18 protein-coding genes, 1 tRNA gene and 1 pseudogene are annotated in these 18,113 nt (G+C 60.6%); 12 read left to right on the forward strand and 8 right to left on the reverse strand.

What is annotated here, in order from left to right; translation table 11 throughout:
- The first annotated feature begins 6 nt into the window (after positions 1–6).
- From paaI to PAF20_RS05275, 5 genes are all read left to right on the forward strand, one after another.
- Complete coding sequence (gene paaI, locus PAF20_RS05255) at positions 7–432, forward strand: hydroxyphenylacetyl-CoA thioesterase PaaI (protein ID WP_271073260.1); 426 nt, start codon at positions 7–9, stop codon at positions 430–432.
- An 18-nt stretch (positions 433–450) separates the two neighbouring features.
- The gene (gene paaK / locus PAF20_RS05260; protein ID WP_271072673.1) at positions 451–1,767 is read left to right on the forward strand and encodes a phenylacetate--CoA ligase PaaK; all 1,317 of its coding nucleotides are present in this window, start codon (positions 451–453) and stop codon (positions 1,765–1,767) included.
- An 80-nt stretch (positions 1,768–1,847) separates the two neighbouring features.
- Entirely contained in the window at positions 1,848–2,444 is a 597-nt protein-coding gene (locus tag PAF20_RS05265) for a TetR/AcrR family transcriptional regulator (protein WP_271072674.1), read from the forward strand.
- Positions 2,445–2,533: 89 nt separating this feature from the next.
- Entirely contained in the window at positions 2,534–2,953 is a 420-nt protein-coding gene (locus PAF20_RS05270) for a protein tyrosine phosphatase family protein (RefSeq protein ID WP_271072675.1), read from the forward strand.
- The gene (locus PAF20_RS05275; RefSeq protein ID WP_271072676.1) at positions 2,953–3,243 is read left to right on the forward strand and encodes an RNA-binding S4 domain-containing protein; all 291 of its coding nucleotides are present in this window, start codon (positions 2,953–2,955) and stop codon (positions 3,241–3,243) included. Before PAF20_RS05270 ends, PAF20_RS05275 begins: the two co-directional genes overlap by 1 nt.
- A gap of 18 nt (positions 3,244–3,261) precedes the next feature.
- On the opposite strand, the gene PAF20_RS05280 is transcribed toward PAF20_RS05275, so the two are convergent.
- A tRNA-Ile gene (locus tag PAF20_RS05280) sits at positions 3,262–3,337 on the reverse strand.
- 202 nt (positions 3,338–3,539) lie between these two features.
- Between PAF20_RS05280 and purM the strand changes: the two genes are divergently transcribed.
- The 6 genes from purM to PAF20_RS05310 all read left to right on the forward strand — a co-directional run bounded on the left by purM (position 3,540) and on the right by PAF20_RS05310 (position 9,446).
- Positions 3,540–4,586 carry a phosphoribosylformylglycinamidine cyclo-ligase gene (gene purM / locus PAF20_RS05285; RefSeq protein ID WP_271072677.1) on the forward strand — a complete coding sequence of 349 codons (1,047 nt, stop codon included), beginning with the start codon at positions 3,540–3,542 and terminating at the stop codon, positions 4,584–4,586.
- Positions 4,583–5,170: a phosphoribosylglycinamide formyltransferase gene (gene purN, locus PAF20_RS05290; RefSeq protein ID WP_271072678.1), complete on the forward strand. Its 588-nt coding sequence runs from the start codon at positions 4,583–4,585 to the stop codon at positions 5,168–5,170. Before purM ends, purN begins: the two co-directional genes overlap by 4 nt.
- Before the next feature lie 69 nt (positions 5,171–5,239).
- Positions 5,240–5,998 carry a (Fe-S)-binding protein gene (locus tag PAF20_RS05295; protein WP_271072679.1) on the forward strand — a complete coding sequence of 253 codons (759 nt, stop codon included), beginning with the start codon at positions 5,240–5,242 and terminating at the stop codon, positions 5,996–5,998.
- Complete coding sequence (locus PAF20_RS05300; RefSeq protein WP_271072680.1) at positions 5,995–7,416, forward strand: LutB/LldF family L-lactate oxidation iron-sulfur protein; 1,422 nt, start codon at positions 5,995–5,997, stop codon at positions 7,414–7,416. The genes PAF20_RS05295 and PAF20_RS05300 overlap by 4 nt, the downstream gene beginning before the upstream one ends.
- Positions 7,413–8,072, forward strand: a complete 660-nt coding sequence (locus PAF20_RS05305; RefSeq protein ID WP_271072681.1) for a LutC/YkgG family protein — start codon at positions 7,413–7,415, stop codon at positions 8,070–8,072. Before PAF20_RS05300 ends, PAF20_RS05305 begins: the two co-directional genes overlap by 4 nt.
- Before the next feature lie 150 nt (positions 8,073–8,222).
- Entirely contained in the window at positions 8,223–9,446 is a 1,224-nt protein-coding gene (locus tag PAF20_RS05310; protein WP_271072682.1) for an NAD-dependent epimerase/dehydratase family protein, read from the forward strand.
- A gap of 219 nt (positions 9,447–9,665) precedes the next feature.
- Here PAF20_RS05310 and PAF20_RS05315 read toward each other — a convergent pair whose 3' ends face one another.
- Positions 9,666–10,322, reverse strand: coding sequence for a trimeric intracellular cation channel family protein (locus PAF20_RS05315; protein WP_271072683.1), 657 nt, complete (start codon positions 10,320–10,322; stop codon positions 9,666–9,668).
- Positions 10,323–10,409: 87 nt separating this feature from the next.
- On the opposite strand from PAF20_RS05315, the gene PAF20_RS05320 reads away from it, so the two are divergent.
- The gene (locus PAF20_RS05320) at positions 10,410–10,667 is read left to right on the forward strand and encodes a hypothetical protein (RefSeq protein WP_271072684.1); all 258 of its coding nucleotides are present in this window, start codon (positions 10,410–10,412) and stop codon (positions 10,665–10,667) included.
- A 27-nt stretch (positions 10,668–10,694) separates the two neighbouring features.
- Here PAF20_RS05320 and PAF20_RS05325 read toward each other — a convergent pair whose 3' ends face one another.
- The 6 genes and pseudogenes from PAF20_RS05325 to glgC form a co-directional block, all read right to left on the reverse strand.
- A complete protein-coding gene (locus tag PAF20_RS05325) occupies positions 10,695–10,859 on the reverse strand; it encodes a hypothetical protein (RefSeq protein ID WP_271072685.1) in 165 nt (54 codons plus the stop codon).
- A gap of 152 nt (positions 10,860–11,011) precedes the next feature.
- Positions 11,012–11,311: pseudogene (locus PAF20_RS05330) on the reverse strand (IS66 family transposase); the annotation flags it as partial.
- 301 nt (positions 11,312–11,612) lie between these two features.
- Positions 11,613–13,244 carry an alpha-D-glucose phosphate-specific phosphoglucomutase gene (locus tag PAF20_RS05335; RefSeq protein WP_271072686.1) on the reverse strand — a complete coding sequence of 544 codons (1,632 nt, stop codon included), beginning with the start codon at positions 13,242–13,244 and terminating at the stop codon, positions 11,613–11,615.
- Positions 13,241–15,337, reverse strand: coding sequence for a glycogen debranching protein GlgX (gene glgX / locus PAF20_RS05340; RefSeq protein WP_271072687.1), 2,097 nt, complete (start codon positions 15,335–15,337; stop codon positions 13,241–13,243). The genes PAF20_RS05335 and glgX overlap by 4 nt, the downstream gene beginning before the upstream one ends.
- A gap of 7 nt (positions 15,338–15,344) precedes the next feature.
- Positions 15,345–16,823 carry a glycogen synthase GlgA gene (glgA, locus tag PAF20_RS05345; protein WP_271072688.1) on the reverse strand — a complete coding sequence of 493 codons (1,479 nt, stop codon included), beginning with the start codon at positions 16,821–16,823 and terminating at the stop codon, positions 15,345–15,347.
- Complete coding sequence (gene glgC / locus PAF20_RS05350) at positions 16,820–18,088, reverse strand: glucose-1-phosphate adenylyltransferase (protein ID WP_271072689.1); 1,269 nt, start codon at positions 18,086–18,088, stop codon at positions 16,820–16,822. The genes glgA and glgC overlap by 4 nt, the downstream gene beginning before the upstream one ends.
- Positions 18,089–18,113: the final 25 nt, after the last annotated feature.

The raw sequence follows: 18,113 nt of genomic DNA on the forward strand, positions 1-18,113 counted from the left end.
GCAGACATGACACCCGAAGAAATCGCACGGGCATCGGCTGATGCAATGTGGTCCACCGACCGCGCCAGCCAGCACCTTGGCATGAAGATCGAACATATCGCGCCGGGGCAGGCCACGCTGACAATGACCGTTACAGAGGAAATGACCAACGGCCATGAGAACGCGCATGGCGGCTATATCTTCACACTTGCCGACAGTGCTTTTGCCTTTGCCTGCAACAGCTACAACGCCGTGACAGTCGGCCAGCAGGCCAGCATCAACTATGTGTCGCCCGGAAAGCTGGGCGATGTGCTGACCGCGACTGCGACAGAGGCGTCCCGGACCGGGCGCAGCGGTGTCTATGACGTGAACGTCACCAATCAGGATGGCCGGCTGGTCGCGCATTTTCGCGGCCTGTCACGATCCATCAAGGGCAATTACCTGCCCGAATAACGCTGGAGGAGCGAGAGCATGGAAGACCTGACGCCAGACCCAAAGACGCTCGACCCGGCCGAAACGGCCTCGCGCGATGAAATCCAGTCGATGCAGCTCGAGCGGCTGAAATGGTCGCTGAACCATGCCTATCAGAACTCGCCTTTCTACAAAAAGCGCTTCGATGAGGCAGGCGTTCATCCTGACGATTTGCAGCAGCTATCGGATCTGTCAAAATTTCCCTTCACCTACAAACAGGATCTTCGCGACAACTATCCCTTCGGCATGTTCGCGGTCCCGCGTGAACAGCTTGTGCGTATCCATGCGTCATCCGGAACGACCGGAAAGCCGACCGTGGTCGGCTATACACGCAAGGATATCGACAACTGGGCCGATCTGATTGCGCGTTCCATCCGTGCTTCGGGCGGACGACCCGGCGATATCTGCCATGTCGCCTATGGCTACGGTCTGTTCACCGGTGGGCTTGGTGCGCATTACGGTGCCGAACGGCTGGGCTGCACGGTCGTGCCGATCTCTGGCGGGATGACCGAAAGGCAGGTCACGCTGATCGAGGACTTCAAGCCGCGCATCATCATGGTAACGCCCAGCTATATGCTGTCGATCCTCGATGAATATCGCCGCCGCGGCATGGACCCGCGCGAAAGCTCGCTTCAGGTCGGTGTTTTCGGGGCCGAACCCTGGACAAACAAGATGCGCGAAGAGATTGAACATGTCTTCGACATGCACGCCGTCGATATTTACGGTCTGTCGGAAATCATGGGGCCGGGCGTGGCCAATGAATGTGTCGAGACCAAGGACGGGCTGCATATCTGGGAGGATCATTTCCTGCCCGAGATCATCGACCCCGAGACCGGAGAGGTGCTGCCCGATGGTGAGATGGGCGAGCTGGTCTTCACCACGCTGACCAAGGAGGGCCTGCCGATGGTCCGCTATCGCACCCGCGACCTGACCCGGCTGCTGCCCGGCACGGCGCGCTCGGTCCGGCGGATGGAAAAGATCACCGGGCGCAGCGACGACATGATCATTCTGCGCGGCGTCAACGTCTTCCCGACCCAGATCGAAGAGCAGATCCTGAAAATCGCCTCGCTCGCGCCGCATTTCCAGATCGAACTGAATACGGGAAGCAACAGGATGGACAATATGACCGTCCATTGCGAATGCCTGCCTCAACATGCAGATGACTCGGCACGGGATGCTGCATCGAAAGAATTGGCGCATCATATCAAATCGGTCGTCGGCGTTTCCTCGAAAGTCGTCATTCATGATCCCGAGGGCGTCGCCCGATCGGAGGGTAAGGCAAAGCGCGTCGTCGACAACCGCCCGAAAGAGCGTTAACTAACCCACCTTCGTCTGCGGAGACCATGACGAGGACCAAGTAATGCGGTCGTCATGTCCGCATCAGCACAGGAAGATGCATGGCCCGAACCCGCGCCAGTGATTTTGCCGAGAAGCAGCAGGACCTGCTGCGCTGCGCGGCTGCCGTTATTGCCGAACAGGGCATGGACAAGGCGTCCATGTCGCAGATCGCAGAGCGCGCGGGCGTGTCGAAGGCACTGCTTTATCATTACTATCCCAGCAAGGATGCCCTGATCTTCGCGATCATCGAAACCCATCTGCTGGAGGTTGATGAGGCGGTCGAGGCTGCCGACGATCCGGCGCAGGACGACCGCGACCGATTGCGCAAGCTGGTCGGTGCGGTTCTGGATATCTATCGCGGTGCCGATAACGAGCATGTCGTGCAGTTGAACGCGAAGCGCGCCCTGACAGAGGATCAGCAGCAGGCGCTTGCGCAGATCGAACGGCGGATCGTGCGGCGGTTCTCGGTTGTGATAGATCGTATCAATCCCGAACTTCAGCAGGGCAGGCCGCTGCTGATGCCGGTAACGATGTCGCTGTTCGGTATGATGAACTGGGTTTATATGTGGTTCCGCGATGGTGGACCGATCACGCGCGAAGATTACGCCGATATTGCGACTACGTTGATCCTCGAAGGCGTGAAAGCCGTTCGCTGAGGTCACGTCGCGCAGAGGTGTGTTGCACCTTGGTCTCGGCTGCGGCAAATCCTTGGTCATGTGAGCAGTCAGCGCATTCGGGGGATTCAATGGATATCAGGAAGATTGACGACAGCATTTCAGTTGCACCGCAGATTCAGCCGGATGAGATGGCCGAGCTGGCAAGGCAGGGTTTCCGTGCCGTGATCTGCAATCGCCCGGATGGCGAAGCAGGCGACCAGCCCGAGCAAAGCGTCATGGCAGATGCCGCCGCCAAAGCCGGGCTTGAGTTCCGCTTTCTGCCCCTTGCGCCCGGCCAGCTGACACCGGATCTGATTTCCGACTTCGGCACAGCCGTGGATGAGATGCCCGGCCCTGTGCTTGCCTATTGCCGGTCCGGTACACGCTCGGCAACGCTCTGGGCGCTCAGCCAGTCAGGCAAAAGCACACCGGCAGAGATTCTGCGCAAGGCTGCTGATGCCGGCTATGATCTGGGCAATATCGCAGGCGCGCTTGCCGAACCACGCTGATGGATTCGGTCAGACTGGATAAATTTCTGTGGGCCGCGCGTTTTTACAAGACGCGCGCGCTGTCCCAGCAGATGATCGAAGGCGGCAAGGTCAAGATCGACGGTGAACGGGTGAAACCTGCCCGTGCCATCCGCCCCGGCACGATCATTTCGATCCGTCAGGGCCGCCAACGCCGCGAGATCGAGGTTCTGGCGCTTTCCGAAAAACGCGGATCGGCACCTGAGGCGCAGAAGCTGTATCGCGATCTTGAACAGCCGACAGAGATCGGCGTGTTCGATGATGATATGTAAGCTGCAAAACTGTCGGAATGGTAGGCCCGGAGGGATTTGAACCCCCAACCAAGGCGTTATGAGCGCCCTGCTCTAACCGTTGAGCTACAGGCCCATCCGACTGTGCATCTGACTATTCAGCCTGCGCCCGATGGTCAAGCAGAACTCGACCGCTGCGGTTCTGATCGACGCCGCACTGCAAGATGCTGAGCTTGCGGGATGAATTTTTGCCTCTGCCAGCCGGCAAAAGGCGCGTCTGGATTGCCTGCGGGGCGGGCCTGCGTTATCGGAGGCGGGACTCAGAGAAGGGGACCTCTATGGCCGAGCGCAAGAACGGTTTGTCTTATGCCGATGCGGGCGTCGATATCGATGCGGGTAACGAACTGGTCGAGCGGATCAAGCCTGCCGCAGCGGCGACGAAACGGCCGGGGGTGATGGCCGGTCTCGGCGGGTTCGGGGCGTTGTTTGACGTGAAGGCGGCGGGATATTCCGATCCTGTACTGGTCGCGGCCACGGACGGCGTCGGCACCAAGCTGCGTATCGGGATTGATACCGCAGAACTGGACGGGCTGGGCATCGACCTTGTCGCTATGTGTGTCAACGATCTGGTTTGTCAGGGCGCAGAGCCGTTGTTCTTTCTGGATTACTTCGCCACCGGAAAGCTGTCGGTGGATGAGGCAGCGCGGGTTGTCACAGGTATCGCCAAGGGTTGCCAGCGTTCTGGCTGCGCGCTGATCGGCGGAGAAACGGCGGAAATGCCGGGTATGTATCACGACGGCGATTTCGACCTTGCGGGTTTTGCGGTCGGTGCGATGGAACGTGGCACGGAACTGCCGAAAGCGGTCGCAGAGGGCGATATTCTTCTGGGCCTTGCTTCGGATGGGGTGCATTCGAACGGCTATTCTCTTGTGCGGAAGGTGGTGGAAGCGGCAGGCCTCGATTGGGGCAGCGCGTCGCCATTTTCCGATGAAACGCTGGGCAAGGCGCTGCTGGTGCCGACGCGGCTCTATGTGAAGCCCGCGCTTGCCGCGATCCGGGCGGGCGGTGTCCACGGGCTGGCGCATATAACCGGCGGCGGGCTGACCGAGAACCTGCCGCGCATCCTTCCTGATGTTTTGGGCGCAGAGATTGACCTGTCGGCCTGGTCCATGCCGCCGGTGTTCAAGTGGCTTTCCGATGCGGGCGGAATCGACACGGCAGAGATGCTGAAAACCTTCAATTGCGGCATTGGGATGGTTGTCGTGGCCGATGCTGGCCGCGCCGACACGCTTGTGGCGCTGCTGTCCGATGCCGGTGAACAGGTTGCGCGGATCGGGACGGTCACGGCCGGCAATGGCATACGCTATAGCGGCACCTTGGCGTGAAACGCGTCGCTATTCTGATTTCGGGCGGCGGGTCGAACATGGTCCGGCTTGCCGAAAGCATGACCGGCGATCATCCCGCGCGTGCCGTTATCGTCGGCTCAAACGATCCGGCAGCGGGTGGGTTGACGAAGGCGCGTGACCTGGGTGTCGATACATTCGCCGTCGATCACCGGCCCTTCGGCCGCGACCGCGCCGCATTTGAGGCGGAACTTATCCGTAATCTGGATGCGGCCCGACCCGATATCATCGCGCTTGCCGGATTCATGCGTATCCTCACACCCGATTTCGTGCGCCACTACAGCGGACGGATGTTGAATATCCATCCCTCTCTGCTGCCGAAATATCCCGGCCTGCACACCCATGCGCGCGCGATAGAGGCTGGTGATGCAGAGGCGGGGGCGAGCGTGCATGAAGTCACAGCCGATCTGGATGCCGGGCCGATCCTTGGGCAGGCGCGCGTGTCGATCCTTCCCGATGATGATCCTGCCAGCCTGGCCGCGCGGGTTCTGATTCAGGAGCATCGGCTTTATCCGGCAGTTCTCAAACGCTTTGCCGCGGGCGACCGGACACGCCTCGATCTGTAGCCGCTCCGGGATAAGTTGAACGCGCGTCCGATTTGCGGCAGGGTCGATCCATCCAGCCGAGGACGCCAGATGATCGAGAACCCCCGAGTCGGCCTGTTTGTCACCTGCCTCGTCGATGCGATGCGGCCGCAAATCGGCTTTGCGACCATCAAACTGCTTGAACAGGCCGGTTGCGTGGTCGAGGTGCCGCGCCGCCAGACCTGCTGCGGTCAACCCGCAGGAAACAGCGGCGACAAGGCAGGCGCGGCAGCGCTCGCAAAACAGGTGATCGCGGCGTTTGAGGGCTTTGACTACGTGGTCGGCCCTTCCGGGTCGTGTATCGGGCAGATAAGGTCCTATCCCAAGCTGTTTGCCGATCCCGGCTGGCGGCGCAGGGCAGAGGATCTTGCCGCGAAATCCTATGAGATCCTCAGCTTCCTGCATGACGTCAGGGGCTGGTCGCCGACAGATGTAAGACTGGAAGCCTCTGCCACCTATCATGACAGCTGTTCGGGACTGCGGGAACTGGGCGTGCAGGCCCAGCCCCGTGCCTTGCTGGAGCGGGTAGAAGGGTTGGAACTGGTGCCATTGGAAGGCGCGAATGTGTGCTGTGGCTTCGGCGGCACCTTCTGCGTCAAATACCCTGACATTTCGACCGCCATTCTCAGCGAGAAGACCGCAAATATCGCCGCCACCGGCGCGGACATCCTGCTTGCCGGTGATCTGGGATGCCTGATGAATATGGCTGGTCGACTGCATCGTGAAGGTGCCGCGACACGCTGCTTTCATACGGTCGAGGTGCTTGCCGGTATGTCTGACGGCCCTGCCATTGGCGAGGAGGACAAATGACAGCGCAAGGCAAACAGGACACATTCAAGCAGCGCGCCCACGACGCGCTTGCCGATCCGAACCTGAAAATCGCCATCGACCGCACGACAAATACCGCCCAGACCAAAAGGACGGCGGCCGTCGATGCGTTTCCAGAGTTTCAGGCGGCGAGGGAACGCGGTGCGGCGATCAAGGATCATGTGATCGCCAATCTGGACCACTATCTGATCGAGTTCGAACGCAACGCGACAGATGCCGGGGCGCAGGTGCACTGGGCGCGCGACGCAGCAGAGGCAGCCGACATCGTCACCCGCATCTGCACAGCGGCCGAGGCGAAGATCGTCACGCGATCCAAATCCATGCTGGGCGAAGAGATCGGGCTGCCACACGCGCTTGATGATGCGGGGATAGAGCGGGTGGAGACCGATCTGGCCGAACACATCATCCAGCTCGCCCAGGAGCGACCGAGTCATATCATCTGGCCCGCCATGCACCGCACGCGCGAAGACGTGGCAGAGCTGTTCTTCAAGGATCACCAGCCCCCGCCCGATGCCGATGATCCTGCCTCTATGGTGGCCTCGGCGCGGCGTGTGCTGCGCGAAAAATTCATGTCTGCCGACGTGGGTATATCCGGCGCGAATTTTCTGGTGGCCGATACCGGTGCGACCTGCACCGTCACGAATGAGGGCAATGCAGAGCTATCGACGACCCCGCCGCGCGTCCATATCGTGACAGCAGGGATCGAGAAGCTGGTCCCATCGACCGATCATGCAATGGCACTGCTTCGGCTTCTTGTGCGCTCTGCCACCGGCGGCGAGGTCACGCAATATACCACGTTTCACTGCGGGCCCAAGCGGTCGGGAGATGCCGATGGACCCGAGGAAATGCATATCGTGCTGGTCGATAATGGGCGCTCTCGCATGGTGGGGGACGAATTCCGCCAGATGCTGCGCTGCATCCGTTGCGGGGCCTGCATGAACCATTGCGTCGTCTATCGGCAGATCGGCGGACATGCCTATGGCGGCACCTATCCCGGCCCGATGGGCGCGGTGCTGACGCCGGTGCTGGACGGTCTGCCGCAAAGCCGCGATCTGCCCCATGCCTGCACCATGAACGGCCGCTGCGAAGAGGTCTGTCCGGTGCGTATCCCGCTCAAGACGCTTCTGAAAGCATGGCGGGTGCGCAGTTGGGACAGCCAGCAAGAGGTCGGGACAGTCCGTATGGGTCTCGGTCTGTGGGGCCATGCCGCGCGCAGGCCGTGGCTTTATCATCTGGGAACACGGCTGGCATTGCCGGTCATGCGGCTGTTTGGTCGTGGCGGCTGGATCAGGGGGATGCCGTTTGCATCAGGCTGGACCAGAACCCGCGATCTTCCGAAGCCGGCCTCGCGCAGCTTCATGTCGCAGCATCGCAAATACGGCAATGGTGGCCCGCAATGAGCGCAAAAGAAGATATTCTTGACGCGATCCGACAGGGGCTGACGCGCGGGCAGGGCGGGGCCTTACCCCGCCGCGCTCCAGAGGAGATCAGGGCAGAGGCCGCGTCGCTTCTGCACGACCTCGACGCGATCCGGCCCGATCTGGCCGCGGATGATCCCGTCGCCGCTTTCATCGAGAAATGCGCCAACCCAGCCCTTGGTGTCACGCTTTCGCGGGTGGCTGGCTGGCAGGCGCTGCCAAAGGCGGTGAAGTCCTATCTGGATCTGCACGGCCTTGCCCATGATCTGGCCGTCAGCGGTGATGTCAGGCTGAGTGAACTGGCGGATGCCGGGATCACGACCCATAAGACCTGCGCCGTCGATCAGGCCGCAGCGATCAGCATCGCCGGATGGGGCATCGCCGAAACCGGCTCTGTCGTGGTTCATTCCGCGCGGGATCAGCCGATCCTGAATGTGATGCTGCCGCGCCATTGGCTGGTTGTGGTCGAGGAATCGAAAATCCTGCCATTCCTGGATGATTACGCGACCTATGCCGCCATCCGCCCGCGCAATGTGGTGATCGTCACCGGCTCTTCCGGCACAACCGATATCGAAGGGTTCTTCGTCCGTGGCGCACATGGTCCGGGATTCGTTCATGTGCTACTGCTAGGGGCCTGATTTCGCGGAAGACCGGCACGATCCCGCCCTGTCGCAGCGTTGTCACATATCTGTCTTGCGCGGGTGGTAGGCCGCGATTACTCATCGGTGCCATTGATGGCGCCGGCTTCGGCCACAGGCGGCCGGAGTTGCACTAGGGAAAGGCTATTCATGCGTATTGCGGTTCTTGGCGGCGACGGATTTGTCGGCTGGCCGACCTCTCTTCATCTGTCCAATCTGGGACATGAGGTCCACATCATCGACAACCTGTCCCGCCGCTGGATTGATACCGAGCTGGGCGTCCAGTCGCTGACGCCAATGGATTCGATCCAGGAACGCTGCCGGATCTGGAAACAGGAAACCGGCAACACCATCCATTTCCACCTTCTTGACCTCTCGACAGAGTTCGAGCGTCTGAAGCAATGGTTTGCCGAAAACAAACCCGATGCGGTGATCCACTTCGCCGAACAGCGGGCCGCGCCCTATTCGATGAAATCCGACCGCCACAAGGTTTATACCGTCAACAATAACACCAATGCGACGCATAACGTGTTGGCGGCCTTGGTCGAAACCGGCATCGACGCGCATCTGGTTCACCTGGGCACGATGGGCGTTTACGGCTATTCCAGCGTCGGTGCACCGATCCCGGAAGGCTACCTGGATATCGAGATTGATACACCCACCGGCAAGAAGGCCCAGCAGGTGCTGTATCCGACGCGGCCCGGTTCGGTCTATCACATGACCAAAAGCCTCGATCAGATCATGTTCCAGTTTTATGCGCAGAATGACGGGCTGCGGATCACCGACCTTCATCAGGGCATTGTCTGGGGCACCCATACCGATCAGACCCGCCGGCATGAACAGTTGATCAACCGGTTCGATTATGACGGTGATTACGGCACTGTGCTGAACCGTTTTCTCATTCAGGCGGCAATTGGCTATCCGCTGACGGTGCATGGCACGGGCGGGCAGACGCGGGCCTTCATCCACATCCAGGACTGCGTGCGCTGTATCGAGCTGGCACTTGCCGATGCGCCCGAGGCAGGTGAGCGGGTGAAGATTTTCAACCAGATGACGGAAACCCACCGCGTCCGTGACTTGGCCGCAATGGTCGCGCGTCTTGCCGGGGCCAAGGTGATGAACCTGCCAAACCCACGCAAAGAGGCGGCCGAAAACGATCTGATCGTCAAGAACGACCAGTTCCTTGCGCTTGGTCTGAACCCGATCACGCTGGAAGAGGGGCTGCTTTCGGAAGTGGTCGATGTGGCGAAGAAATATCAGCACCGCATCGACCGCTCTCGCGTGCCGGCAGTGTCCGCCTGGACCAAGGAGATCGCGGCCGAGGTCGATCACGACCCCGAGGCGCATGCGCAGGATGCCCGCGCGGCGGAGTAGACAGGCGGCGAGGCTGGTCCCCACCCGGAATCAAGGCGCGCAGCGCCGCCGGGCAGCGCCGAACGGCCGTCCGGCGGCGATACAGGATAAAATGCTTCGCGCAGATGCAGCAGCGTCCACCCGGCGGCCGGACGCTGCCCTCTGTCGCCCCTTTTCGGGACCGGTGCGATGGCACGCAGTCAGGCGAAGAACCATCTGCAACTGGCCTTATTCGCCGGATCAGCCCCGTGTGCGAGGGGGGCGCGGCTTGTAGGCCGGAAGCGACCATCCCCAGATCAGGGTGCCCGCGCGAAGCAGGAATACCGCGAAGCCGCCGCCGGTTAGCGCAATTGCTGTCGGCAGGCCGAGCCAGGCCAGCAGCAGCGCGGTTACCGCCCCGCCAAAGGCGCAGGTCAGATACAGCTCGCTGCCCTTCAGCACCATTGGCACCTCATTGCCGACCACATCGCGCATCAGCCCGCCCATCGTGCCGGTAATGACACCTGCCATCACCACGATAACGGGGCCGAATCCCCCGGCTATCGCGACGCCAACACCTGCTGGCACCGCGACCGCCAGTGCCACTGCATCCAGCCAGAGAAGCCAGCGATAGCGGCTTTCCAGCATCGGTGCGGTCCAGTAGACGACGAACGCAGCAGCGGCAGCGATCAGGATCAGCTCTGGCTGAGCCACCCAGAAAACCGGGTCGCGCCCCAGCACCAGATCTCGCAGCGTGCCGCCCCCGACGGCGGTCAGCGCGGCCATGAACACAAACCCGATCATGTCCAGCTGCGCACGGCTGGCGACAAGCGCCCCGGTCAGCGCAAAGACCAGAACAGAGCCGTAATCGAGCGCCCAGATATAGGTGCCCAGCTTTTCAACTATATCCGGGTTCATGGCGTCCTCTGATGCGGCAGATGTTGGGCTGGCCGCGATCTGCCATGTTTTCGGGCATCAGAAAAGGGGATTGGCCTATTTGGCGGCTTGAAGATTGTTGTTCAGCAATGCACGAAACTCTGGCTTGAAGGAGCCGAAATTGCTTCCCGCGCCAATAACCAGTGCTATGTGGTTCAGCTTGCCGAAGCTCCCGTCTCTTATGGTTTCACGGATCGTGTTTCGTCAGAGCGGTTGCTGCAGGCTTGTTCGCTCAGCACAAGTGGGACGGCATGTCCGATCATTGCGGCGACGATCGTGACCGAGACGCTCACGAAATCAAATCCTTATCACTACTTTTTCAGGTGATGATCAGGCTGGAGCGCGATGAGCTTTTCATAATGATGACAGTGTCCTGGCGGCGATTTCGCGAATAGGTCGAGGATGGCCTGCCTGACGGCTGGCATGGTCGGTTGCGGTGGCGGTCCGGGAATTCTTTTTTTCCCGTTCTGCTGCCTTGGGGCGGCGGGATTGCAGGAAGGCGCAGGCGATCATCTTCATCAAGGCGTGTCGGTGAAGGCCCGTCCGGGACCGGCCCTTCTGGGCGCGGATACTTCTCGACCACTTCGGGAAATCTCACCGACGATATCATCATGCAATAGTTGGAATTACATTTCGACAAGTGATGCCTCCGGCGTCAGCCGGTGGGCCTTCACTTTGCAGGTTTCGATCAGCGACGCGATGCGGCCCCAAGACGATTCCGCCTTGGTCATGCCCGGCGAAGAGGGCATTTTTCTGTTGAGAGCGATAGGGCGGATCAGGTTTTCTACCCTCTTGGAGTCAATCTCGACACGACCGTCGTGCAGGAAGGTCTGCAACCCGTCCCGGTGAGTGTGGATGTAGTTCAGCTTTTCGCTCGGGCGGTATTTGGCGGAGATCTTGAGGCGCTGTCCCTGCGACCGGTCGCCGAAGGCGGTTAACAGCGGTATGGTGCGTGCCTGACGGATGGACAGGTAATGCGATTGGCCGGACCACAGCCGGGTGAGGCGATCGAATGACGTACAACCGATCACTGGTCCTGGACGTCGAAAATAGTTTGTGCGCGCTTTGGGTGGTTTTCAGCGATGACGATAGCCAGTGGTCGACGCTGCTGACCTGCTGGTTTCGATCGCCTTGCTGCGCTGCTCTTTGGGGTCAAGCCGGGTTATGCTTGGCCGGAAGTTGATCGTATCGCGCGCAATTCGCCTGCATGACTTTGCGCCTGTTTGTATCGAACCCGTGCCACATATGTCCGCAGACAGGGTACTTGCTGCCTCAGGTTGTCACGTCGGGCTCGTCGCGTCCTGTATACTTCTGTATCTGCGCAATCTCCTCTGCCGCCTTCACAACGGGGGCTAGAGCGTCATCCACTGCAAGATCAAGATGGCCATCGGCTCGCTGGTAGCGTTCCAGATAGACCCGCAGCGTCGCGCCTTCTGTTCCCGTGCCGGACAGGCGCATGACAATCCGCGAGCCGTCCGCAAACACGATCCGAATACCCTGTCTGGACGAGGTCGATCCGTCGATCGGATCATTATACTCGAAATCATCGGCGCTTTCGACGGTCAGGCCCGCAAATACCTGCCCTTGCAATTCCCCCAACATGCCCCGCAGACGTTCGACCAAAGCATTCGCGTGTTCCGTTGGCACAGCCTCATAGTCATGGCGCGAGTAATAGTTACGGCCGTATTCCGCCCAGTGCGCCTGCATAATTTCCTGCACAGACTGCTTTTTGGCCGCCAGAATGTTCAGCCAAAGCAGCACAGCCCAGAGACCGTCTTTTTCGCGCACATGGTCAGAACCCGTTCCAGCCGATTCTTCCCCACACAAGGTTGCTTTCCCGGCATCGAGGAGATTGCCGAAGAATTTCCATCCGGTCGGGGTCTCAAAGCAGCCGATGCCGGCTTTCTCGGCCACAAGGTCCGCTGCGCGCGATGTCGGCATGGAACGTGCTATACCGGACAACCCCGCCTGATAACCCGGTGCAAGATGCGCATTTGCTGCCAGCACGGCAAGGCTGTCAGACGGCGTTACATAGATGCCGCGACCGACGATCATGTTACGGTCGCCGTCGCCATCGGATGCCGCGCCAAAGTCGGGGGCGTCCTGGCCCATCATGACTTCCATCAGATCCTTGGCCCAGACCGGGTTGGGATCAGGATGTCCGCCGCCGAAATCGGGCAGGGGCTTTGCGTTCACAACGCTGCCCGCCGCTGCGCCAAGACGATTTTCAAGGATCTCGCGTGCGTAGGGGCCGGTCACGGCGTGCATGGCGTCGAAGCGAATGCGGAAGCCGCCCTGAAGCAATGACCGGATCGCATCAAAATCGAAAAGCTGCTCCATCAGGGTTGCGTAATCTGCGATGGGATCGACGACTTCGATTTCCATCTCGCCCATGGTCAGTTTGCCCGGTGCAGACAGATCGGCATCATGCGTCTCAAGGATGCGGTAAGTGTTGATCTCTTTCGTCCGTTCAAAGATCTTATCCGTGACGCCCTCGGTGGCCGGGCCGCCATTCGCGCCGTTGAACTTCAGGCCAAAATCTTCCGTCTCGCCACCGGGATTGTGGCTGGCGGACATGATGAAGCCGCCATCGGCATTGCGCTTGCGGATCAGGTTCGATGCGGCCGGGGTGGACAGAATGGCATCCTTGCCGACGATCATATGTTTCGCGCCTTGCGCCGCACACATGCGCAGGATCACTTGCGCCGCACGATCATTGAAGAAGCGGCCGTCACCGCCAAGGATCAGGGTTTTGCCCTTCACCCCGCCTATGGCGTCGATGATCGACTGAACGAAGTTTTCCAGATAGTGCGGCTGCATGAATACGCGGGTTTTCTTGCGCAATCCCGATGTGCCGGGCTTCTGGCCCTCGATAGCGGTGGTCTGAACGGTATTGATGGTCATGCGCGGGCTCCTTCTGGCATGAACACGACAATGGAATCGGCGGCGATCAGGGCGGTCGTGCCGTCTTCGCGGCGATCCTGCGCGATTGGCTCGGCAGTGTCGAGAACCCGCATCCAGTTGCCTTGCGGCAGGGGGGGCAGCACCATCTCGACCTCGTGCTGTCCGCCGTTCACCGCGATAAAGGCAGCATCATCTGCGAACTGCTTACGCTCGGGGGAGTTCGCGGCCATGCGCAGCTCAAGCGCAAGCGCGCGCAGATCGGGGCTTTGCCAGTCCGATGCAGAAGGCTCTGCCCCGCCGGGCAGATGCCAGACCAGATCGCGCCCGCCCTCGGGTATTGGGTAAGAATGCAGGAAACGGCGTTGATGCAGAACCGGATGGTCATCGCGCAGCCGGATAAGGCGCGCGGTGAAATCGGCAAGGGCATGATCGGGCGCAGACCAGTCGACCCAGCCGATCTGGTTGTCCTGACAATAGGCGTTGTTGTTTCCATCCTGCGAATTGGCGATTTCATCGCCTGCCAGCAACATCGGTGTGCCCTGTGACAGAAACAGCGTGGCCAGCAGATTGCGTCTGCGACGCGCGCGGGCATCGGCAATCATTGCATCATCGGTGGGACCTTCACGGCCCATATTGTCCGAGTAGTTTTCGTTATGGCCGTCTCGATTGCCCTCATGATTGGGCTGGTTGTGTTTGTGGTTGTAGCTGGTCAGGTCGGCCAGTGTGAACCCATCATGAGCGGTAATGAAATTGAGCGTGGCCTGCGGTGCGCGGCCGTGATGATCGAACACCGGAGCAGAACCTGTCACCCGTTCGGCCAGATCGGCGATGCTGCCGTCCCCACGCCAGAACCTGCGTACACCGTCGCGGAAACGGTCGTTCCATTCAAGGAAGGGCGGGGGGAAGTTGCCAAGCTGATAGCCGCCGGGTCCGACATCCCAGGGTTCGGCAATCAGGCGGACATTGGCCAGCACCGGGTCTTGACGCAGCGCCGAAAGCAGGCGGCCTTCGCGCATGAACCCCGACGCCTCTCGTCCCAGAACGGTGGCGAGATCAAAGCGGAAGCCGTCAACGCCCATATGTTCGACCCAATAACGCAGGGAATCCAGGATCATGCGGATCACCATCGGGTGGGCGCAATTCACTGTGTTTCCGGTGCCGGTGTCGTTGACGTAATAGCGAGGGTTTTCTGTCAGAAGCCGATAGTAGCTGGCGTTGTCCAAACCCCGGAAGGACAGGGTCGGACCCAATTCGTTCCCTTCGGCTGTATGGTTATAGACAACATCCAGAACTACCTCGATCCCTGCCTGATGCAGCCGGCTGACCATATCGCGAAACTCTGCCGGATCGCCCTGTGCGGTGTAGTTGGTTTCGGGCGCAAAGAAGGCCAGCGTGTTGTAGCCCCAGTAATTCGTCAGGCCCTTGCGCAGCAGAAACGCCTCATCCGCATGGGCCTGCACGGGCAGCAACTCCAGAGTTGTGATGCCAAGGCGCGTCATATGCTCAATCATCGCGTCAGATGCGAGACCCGCAAAACGACCGCGTTGATCCTGTGGAACACGCGGGTGCGCGGCGGTCAGACCCTTTGGATGGGCCTCGTAGATCACGACCTGGTCGCGCGCCACGCGGCGAGAGCGGGGCAGGGTGAGTGCATCCTCTGTTACGATGCATTTGGGCATGAAAGGTGCGGAATCGCGGCAGCCGAAGGACAGATCGGCCTGCGCCGCGCGGCTGTCATATCCCAGCAGCGCATCATCGTGGATGACCCTGCCTGTCAGGCGCCGCGCGTAGGGGTCGATCAGAAGCTTGGCGGGGTTAAAGCGATGACCAAGCTGCGGCTCATAGGGACCATAGGCACGCAGACCGTAAAGCGCACCGGGTTGCAAACCGGGGATGAAACCGTGCCAGATATCGCCCAGACGGTCGGGCAGCGTCAGTTGCTGGACCTCTTGCTGACCGTCGGCGGAGAACAGGCAGACATCTATCTTCTCGGCATTTGCAGAGAAAACCGCGAAATTCACGCCATCGCCCGTTGGATGCGCACCCAGCCGGTCTGCACTTCCGGCCGTGATAGAGTATTTCCGTTCAGTCATAGAGCTTTCAGCGTCCGGTCAACCTGTCATAGAGCGCCGCATATTCGCGGGCCGAGGCGTCCCATCCGACCGGATGGGCCATCGCCCTTGCGACCATCCGCTGCCAGATATCCTGTTGGCCGTAAAGGTCTGAAACCTTTTGCAACGCAAGCTTCAGCGCATCGGCGGTAACTGGCGCGAATTGCACCCCCGTTGCCACCTGATCGCGCAATGCCGCGACATTGGCGTCGATCACAGAATCCGCCAGCCCGCCCGTCCGCGCCACCAGCGGCAGGGCGCCATAGGCCAGACCATACATCTGGGTCAGACCGCTGGGTTCGAACCGCGAGGGAACAAGGACGACATCGGCGCCAGCAAACATGCGGTGCGACATTGCCTCATCATAGCCGATATGGACCCCGATCCGACCCGGCCAGCGTGCGGCGGCGCGAAGGTAGCCCTCCTGCAGATCCGGCTCTCCCGTGCCAAGAACCGCAAGCTGACCGCCCCGTGCGACAAGGCCGGGCAGGCATTCCAGCAGCAGGTCCAGACCCTTTTGCCGGGTCAGCCGGCTGACCACGATGAAAACAGGGCCGCCGTTGTCGTCCAGGCCGAATTCCTCTCGTAAAGCCGCTGTGCAGGCCTGTTTACCCGACATATCGTCTGCCGAATACCGCGAGGGGATCAGTGGATCGGTTGCGGGGCTCCAAACCGCCAGATCGACGCCGTTGAGGATGCCGGTCATCGCATCGCCGCGCGCACGGATGACACCTTCAAGACCGAACCCGAATTCCGGCGTGGTCAGTTCCACAGCATAGCTTGGAGACACAGTGGAAATCGCATCGGCATATACCAGCCCGGCTTTCAGCGTCGAGACCTTGCCCCAGTATTCATAACCCTCTGGCGTGAAGCCCGCGGGTGGCAGGCGAAGCTCGTCCACTGCCCGAGCAGAGGCGACGCCCTGAAAGGCAATGTTGTGAATCGTCATGACCGAAGGCAAAGCGTCCTGCGCCCAAAGCGGCGCCAGACCGGCCTGCCAGTCATGGGCGTGCAGCAGATCGGGCTGCCAGCCATCCGAAAGACCCCGCTTGGAAATCTCTGCTGCAGCCCAGCCGAGCGCGGCAAAGCGCCGGGGGTTGTCCGGCCAGTCCGTTCCGCTTTCATCAAGGTAGGGCGATCCGGCACGATCAAACAGATGCGGCGCATCGAGCAAAAGCAGATCAAGTCCCGCCGCCTTGCCGCCCAGCACCCTTGCCGGACCGCCGAACAGATCGTTATCGGACCAAAGTTCTGCGCCGGCCTCCAGTTTCTCCAACAGTCCGCGATAGGCGGGGATCAGCGTGCGAAGTTGCCAGCCAAGGGGCGACAGTGCAGATGGCAAAGCGCCGACCACATCGGCCAGACCGCCGGTCTTGACCAGCGGAGCACATTCGGACGCGACCGATAGGACGCGGCCGGTGAGCGGTGCGGGTTTGACGGGTTTTCGCACTGCCGGTGCCTTTGTCATGCCGAGGCTGCCATGCGATCCAGCATGGCCTGCGTGATCAGCGTCACCCCGCCTTCACTTACACGGAACCACTTCGCATCCTCTTCCGGGTCCTCGCCCACGATCAATCCTTCGGGGATATCGACGCCGCGATCCACGACGACATTGGTCAGCTGAACGTGGCGGCCAATATTCACATATGGCAGCGCCACCACCGATTTAAGCGAGGAATAGCTGTTCGCCTTCACGCCGGTGAACAGCAGAGAGTTCCTCACCTCGGATCCGGAGATAATGCACCCGCCTGACACCATCGAACTGACGGCATGACCCCGCCGGTCCTCGTCGTCGTGAATGAACTTCGCCGGTGGCGTGATCTCGGCGTAGGTCCAGATCGGCCAGTCGCGGTCATACAGGTCCAACTCGGGCGAGAAATCGGTCAGGTCGATATTCGCCCGCCAGAACGCATCGATCGTTCCCACATCGCGCCAATATGCCGGAGCTTCCGGGCTGGAGCGAACGCAACTGTCGGTAAAGCGATGCGCAACAGCTTTGCCGTTCATCACAATCTCCGGGATCAGGTCATGTCCAAAATCATGGCTGGAATTGGCGTCGCCGGAATCCTTGCGCAGCAACTCGCGCAGGAACTTCCAGTCGAATACATAGATTCCCATCGAGGCCAGCGTCGAATCCGGATCATCCGGCATTCCCGGCGGGTCCTTCGGCTTTTCAAGGAAGGAAACGATCCGCCCATCCGCATCAACATCCATTACCCCAAAGGCCGAGGCCTCGGCCCGCGGCACGGTCAGGCAGCCCACCGTCACATCGGCGCCGCTGTCGACATGCTGTTGCAGCATCAGTTCGTAGTCCATCTTGTAGATGTGATCACCGGCCAGAACGATCAGGTAGTCCACGTCATAGCTGTCGATAATGTGTATGTTCTGTGCCACCGCATCGGCGGTGCCGCGATACCAGTTTTCTTCGTCCATCTGTTGGGACGCCGGCAGTATGTCCAGAAATTCATTCCGCACGGACCTGAAGAAGGACCAGCCCCGGTTCAGGTGCCGGATCAGGCTGTGCGCCTTGTATTGCGTGGCCACCGCCATTTTACGGATGCCAGAGTTCAGCGCATTGGACAGGGCAAAGTCGATGATGCGGGACTTTCCGCCGAAATAGACGGCAGGTTTCGCGCGCCGGTCCGTGAGTTCTTTCAAGCGAGAGCCGCGTCCACCGGCCAGAACATAAGCCATCGCACGCGAAGACAGGCGATGCGGTCTTTGTGAAGTCATGGGTTTCCTCCCCCCCAAAGGTGAA

This window comes from Paracoccus albus, from assembly GCF_027913035.1.
Classification (GTDB): Bacteria; Pseudomonadota; Alphaproteobacteria; order Rhodobacterales; family Rhodobacteraceae; genus Paracoccus; species Paracoccus albus.

What these genes read in the sequence shown, in the direction of transcription:
- paaI (WP_271073260.1), top strand. Translation starts at nt 7, where the DNA reads ATGACACCCGAAGAAATCGCACGGGCATCGGCTGATGCAATGTGGTCC.
- paaK (WP_271072673.1), top strand. Translation starts at nt 451, where the DNA reads ATGGAAGACCTGACGCCAGACCCAAAGACGCTCGACCCGGCCGAAACG.
- PAF20_RS05265 (WP_271072674.1), top strand. Translation starts at nt 1,848, where the DNA reads ATGGCCCGAACCCGCGCCAGTGATTTTGCCGAGAAGCAGCAGGACCTG.
- PAF20_RS05270 (WP_271072675.1), top strand. Translation starts at nt 2,534, where the DNA reads ATGGATATCAGGAAGATTGACGACAGCATTTCAGTTGCACCGCAGATT.
- PAF20_RS05275 (WP_271072676.1), top strand. Translation starts at nt 2,953, where the DNA reads ATGGATTCGGTCAGACTGGATAAATTTCTGTGGGCCGCGCGTTTTTAC.
- purM (WP_271072677.1), top strand. Translation starts at nt 3,540, where the DNA reads ATGGCCGAGCGCAAGAACGGTTTGTCTTATGCCGATGCGGGCGTCGAT.
- PAF20_RS05295 (WP_271072679.1), top strand. Translation starts at nt 5,240, where the DNA reads ATGATCGAGAACCCCCGAGTCGGCCTGTTTGTCACCTGCCTCGTCGAT.
- PAF20_RS05300 (WP_271072680.1), top strand. Translation starts at nt 5,995, where the DNA reads ATGACAGCGCAAGGCAAACAGGACACATTCAAGCAGCGCGCCCACGAC.
- PAF20_RS05305 (WP_271072681.1), top strand. Translation starts at nt 7,413, where the DNA reads ATGAGCGCAAAAGAAGATATTCTTGACGCGATCCGACAGGGGCTGACG.
- PAF20_RS05310 (WP_271072682.1), top strand. Translation starts at nt 8,223, where the DNA reads ATGCGTATTGCGGTTCTTGGCGGCGACGGATTTGTCGGCTGGCCGACC.
- PAF20_RS05315 (WP_271072683.1), bottom strand. Translation starts at nt 10,322, where the DNA reads ATGAACCCGGATATAGTTGAAAAGCTGGGCACCTATATCTGGGCGCTC.
- PAF20_RS05325 (WP_271072685.1), bottom strand. Translation starts at nt 10,859, where the DNA reads ATGAAGATGATCGCCTGCGCCTTCCTGCAATCCCGCCGCCCCAAGGCA.
- PAF20_RS05335 (WP_271072686.1), bottom strand. Translation starts at nt 13,244, where the DNA reads ATGACCATCAATACCGTTCAGACCACCGCTATCGAGGGCCAGAAGCCC.
- glgX (WP_271072687.1), bottom strand. Translation starts at nt 15,337, where the DNA reads ATGACTGAACGGAAATACTCTATCACGGCCGGAAGTGCAGACCGGCTG.
- glgA (WP_271072688.1), bottom strand. Translation starts at nt 16,823, where the DNA reads ATGACAAAGGCACCGGCAGTGCGAAAACCCGTCAAACCCGCACCGCTC.
- glgC (WP_271072689.1), bottom strand. Translation starts at nt 18,088, where the DNA reads ATGACTTCACAAAGACCGCATCGCCTGTCTTCGCGTGCGATGGCTTAT.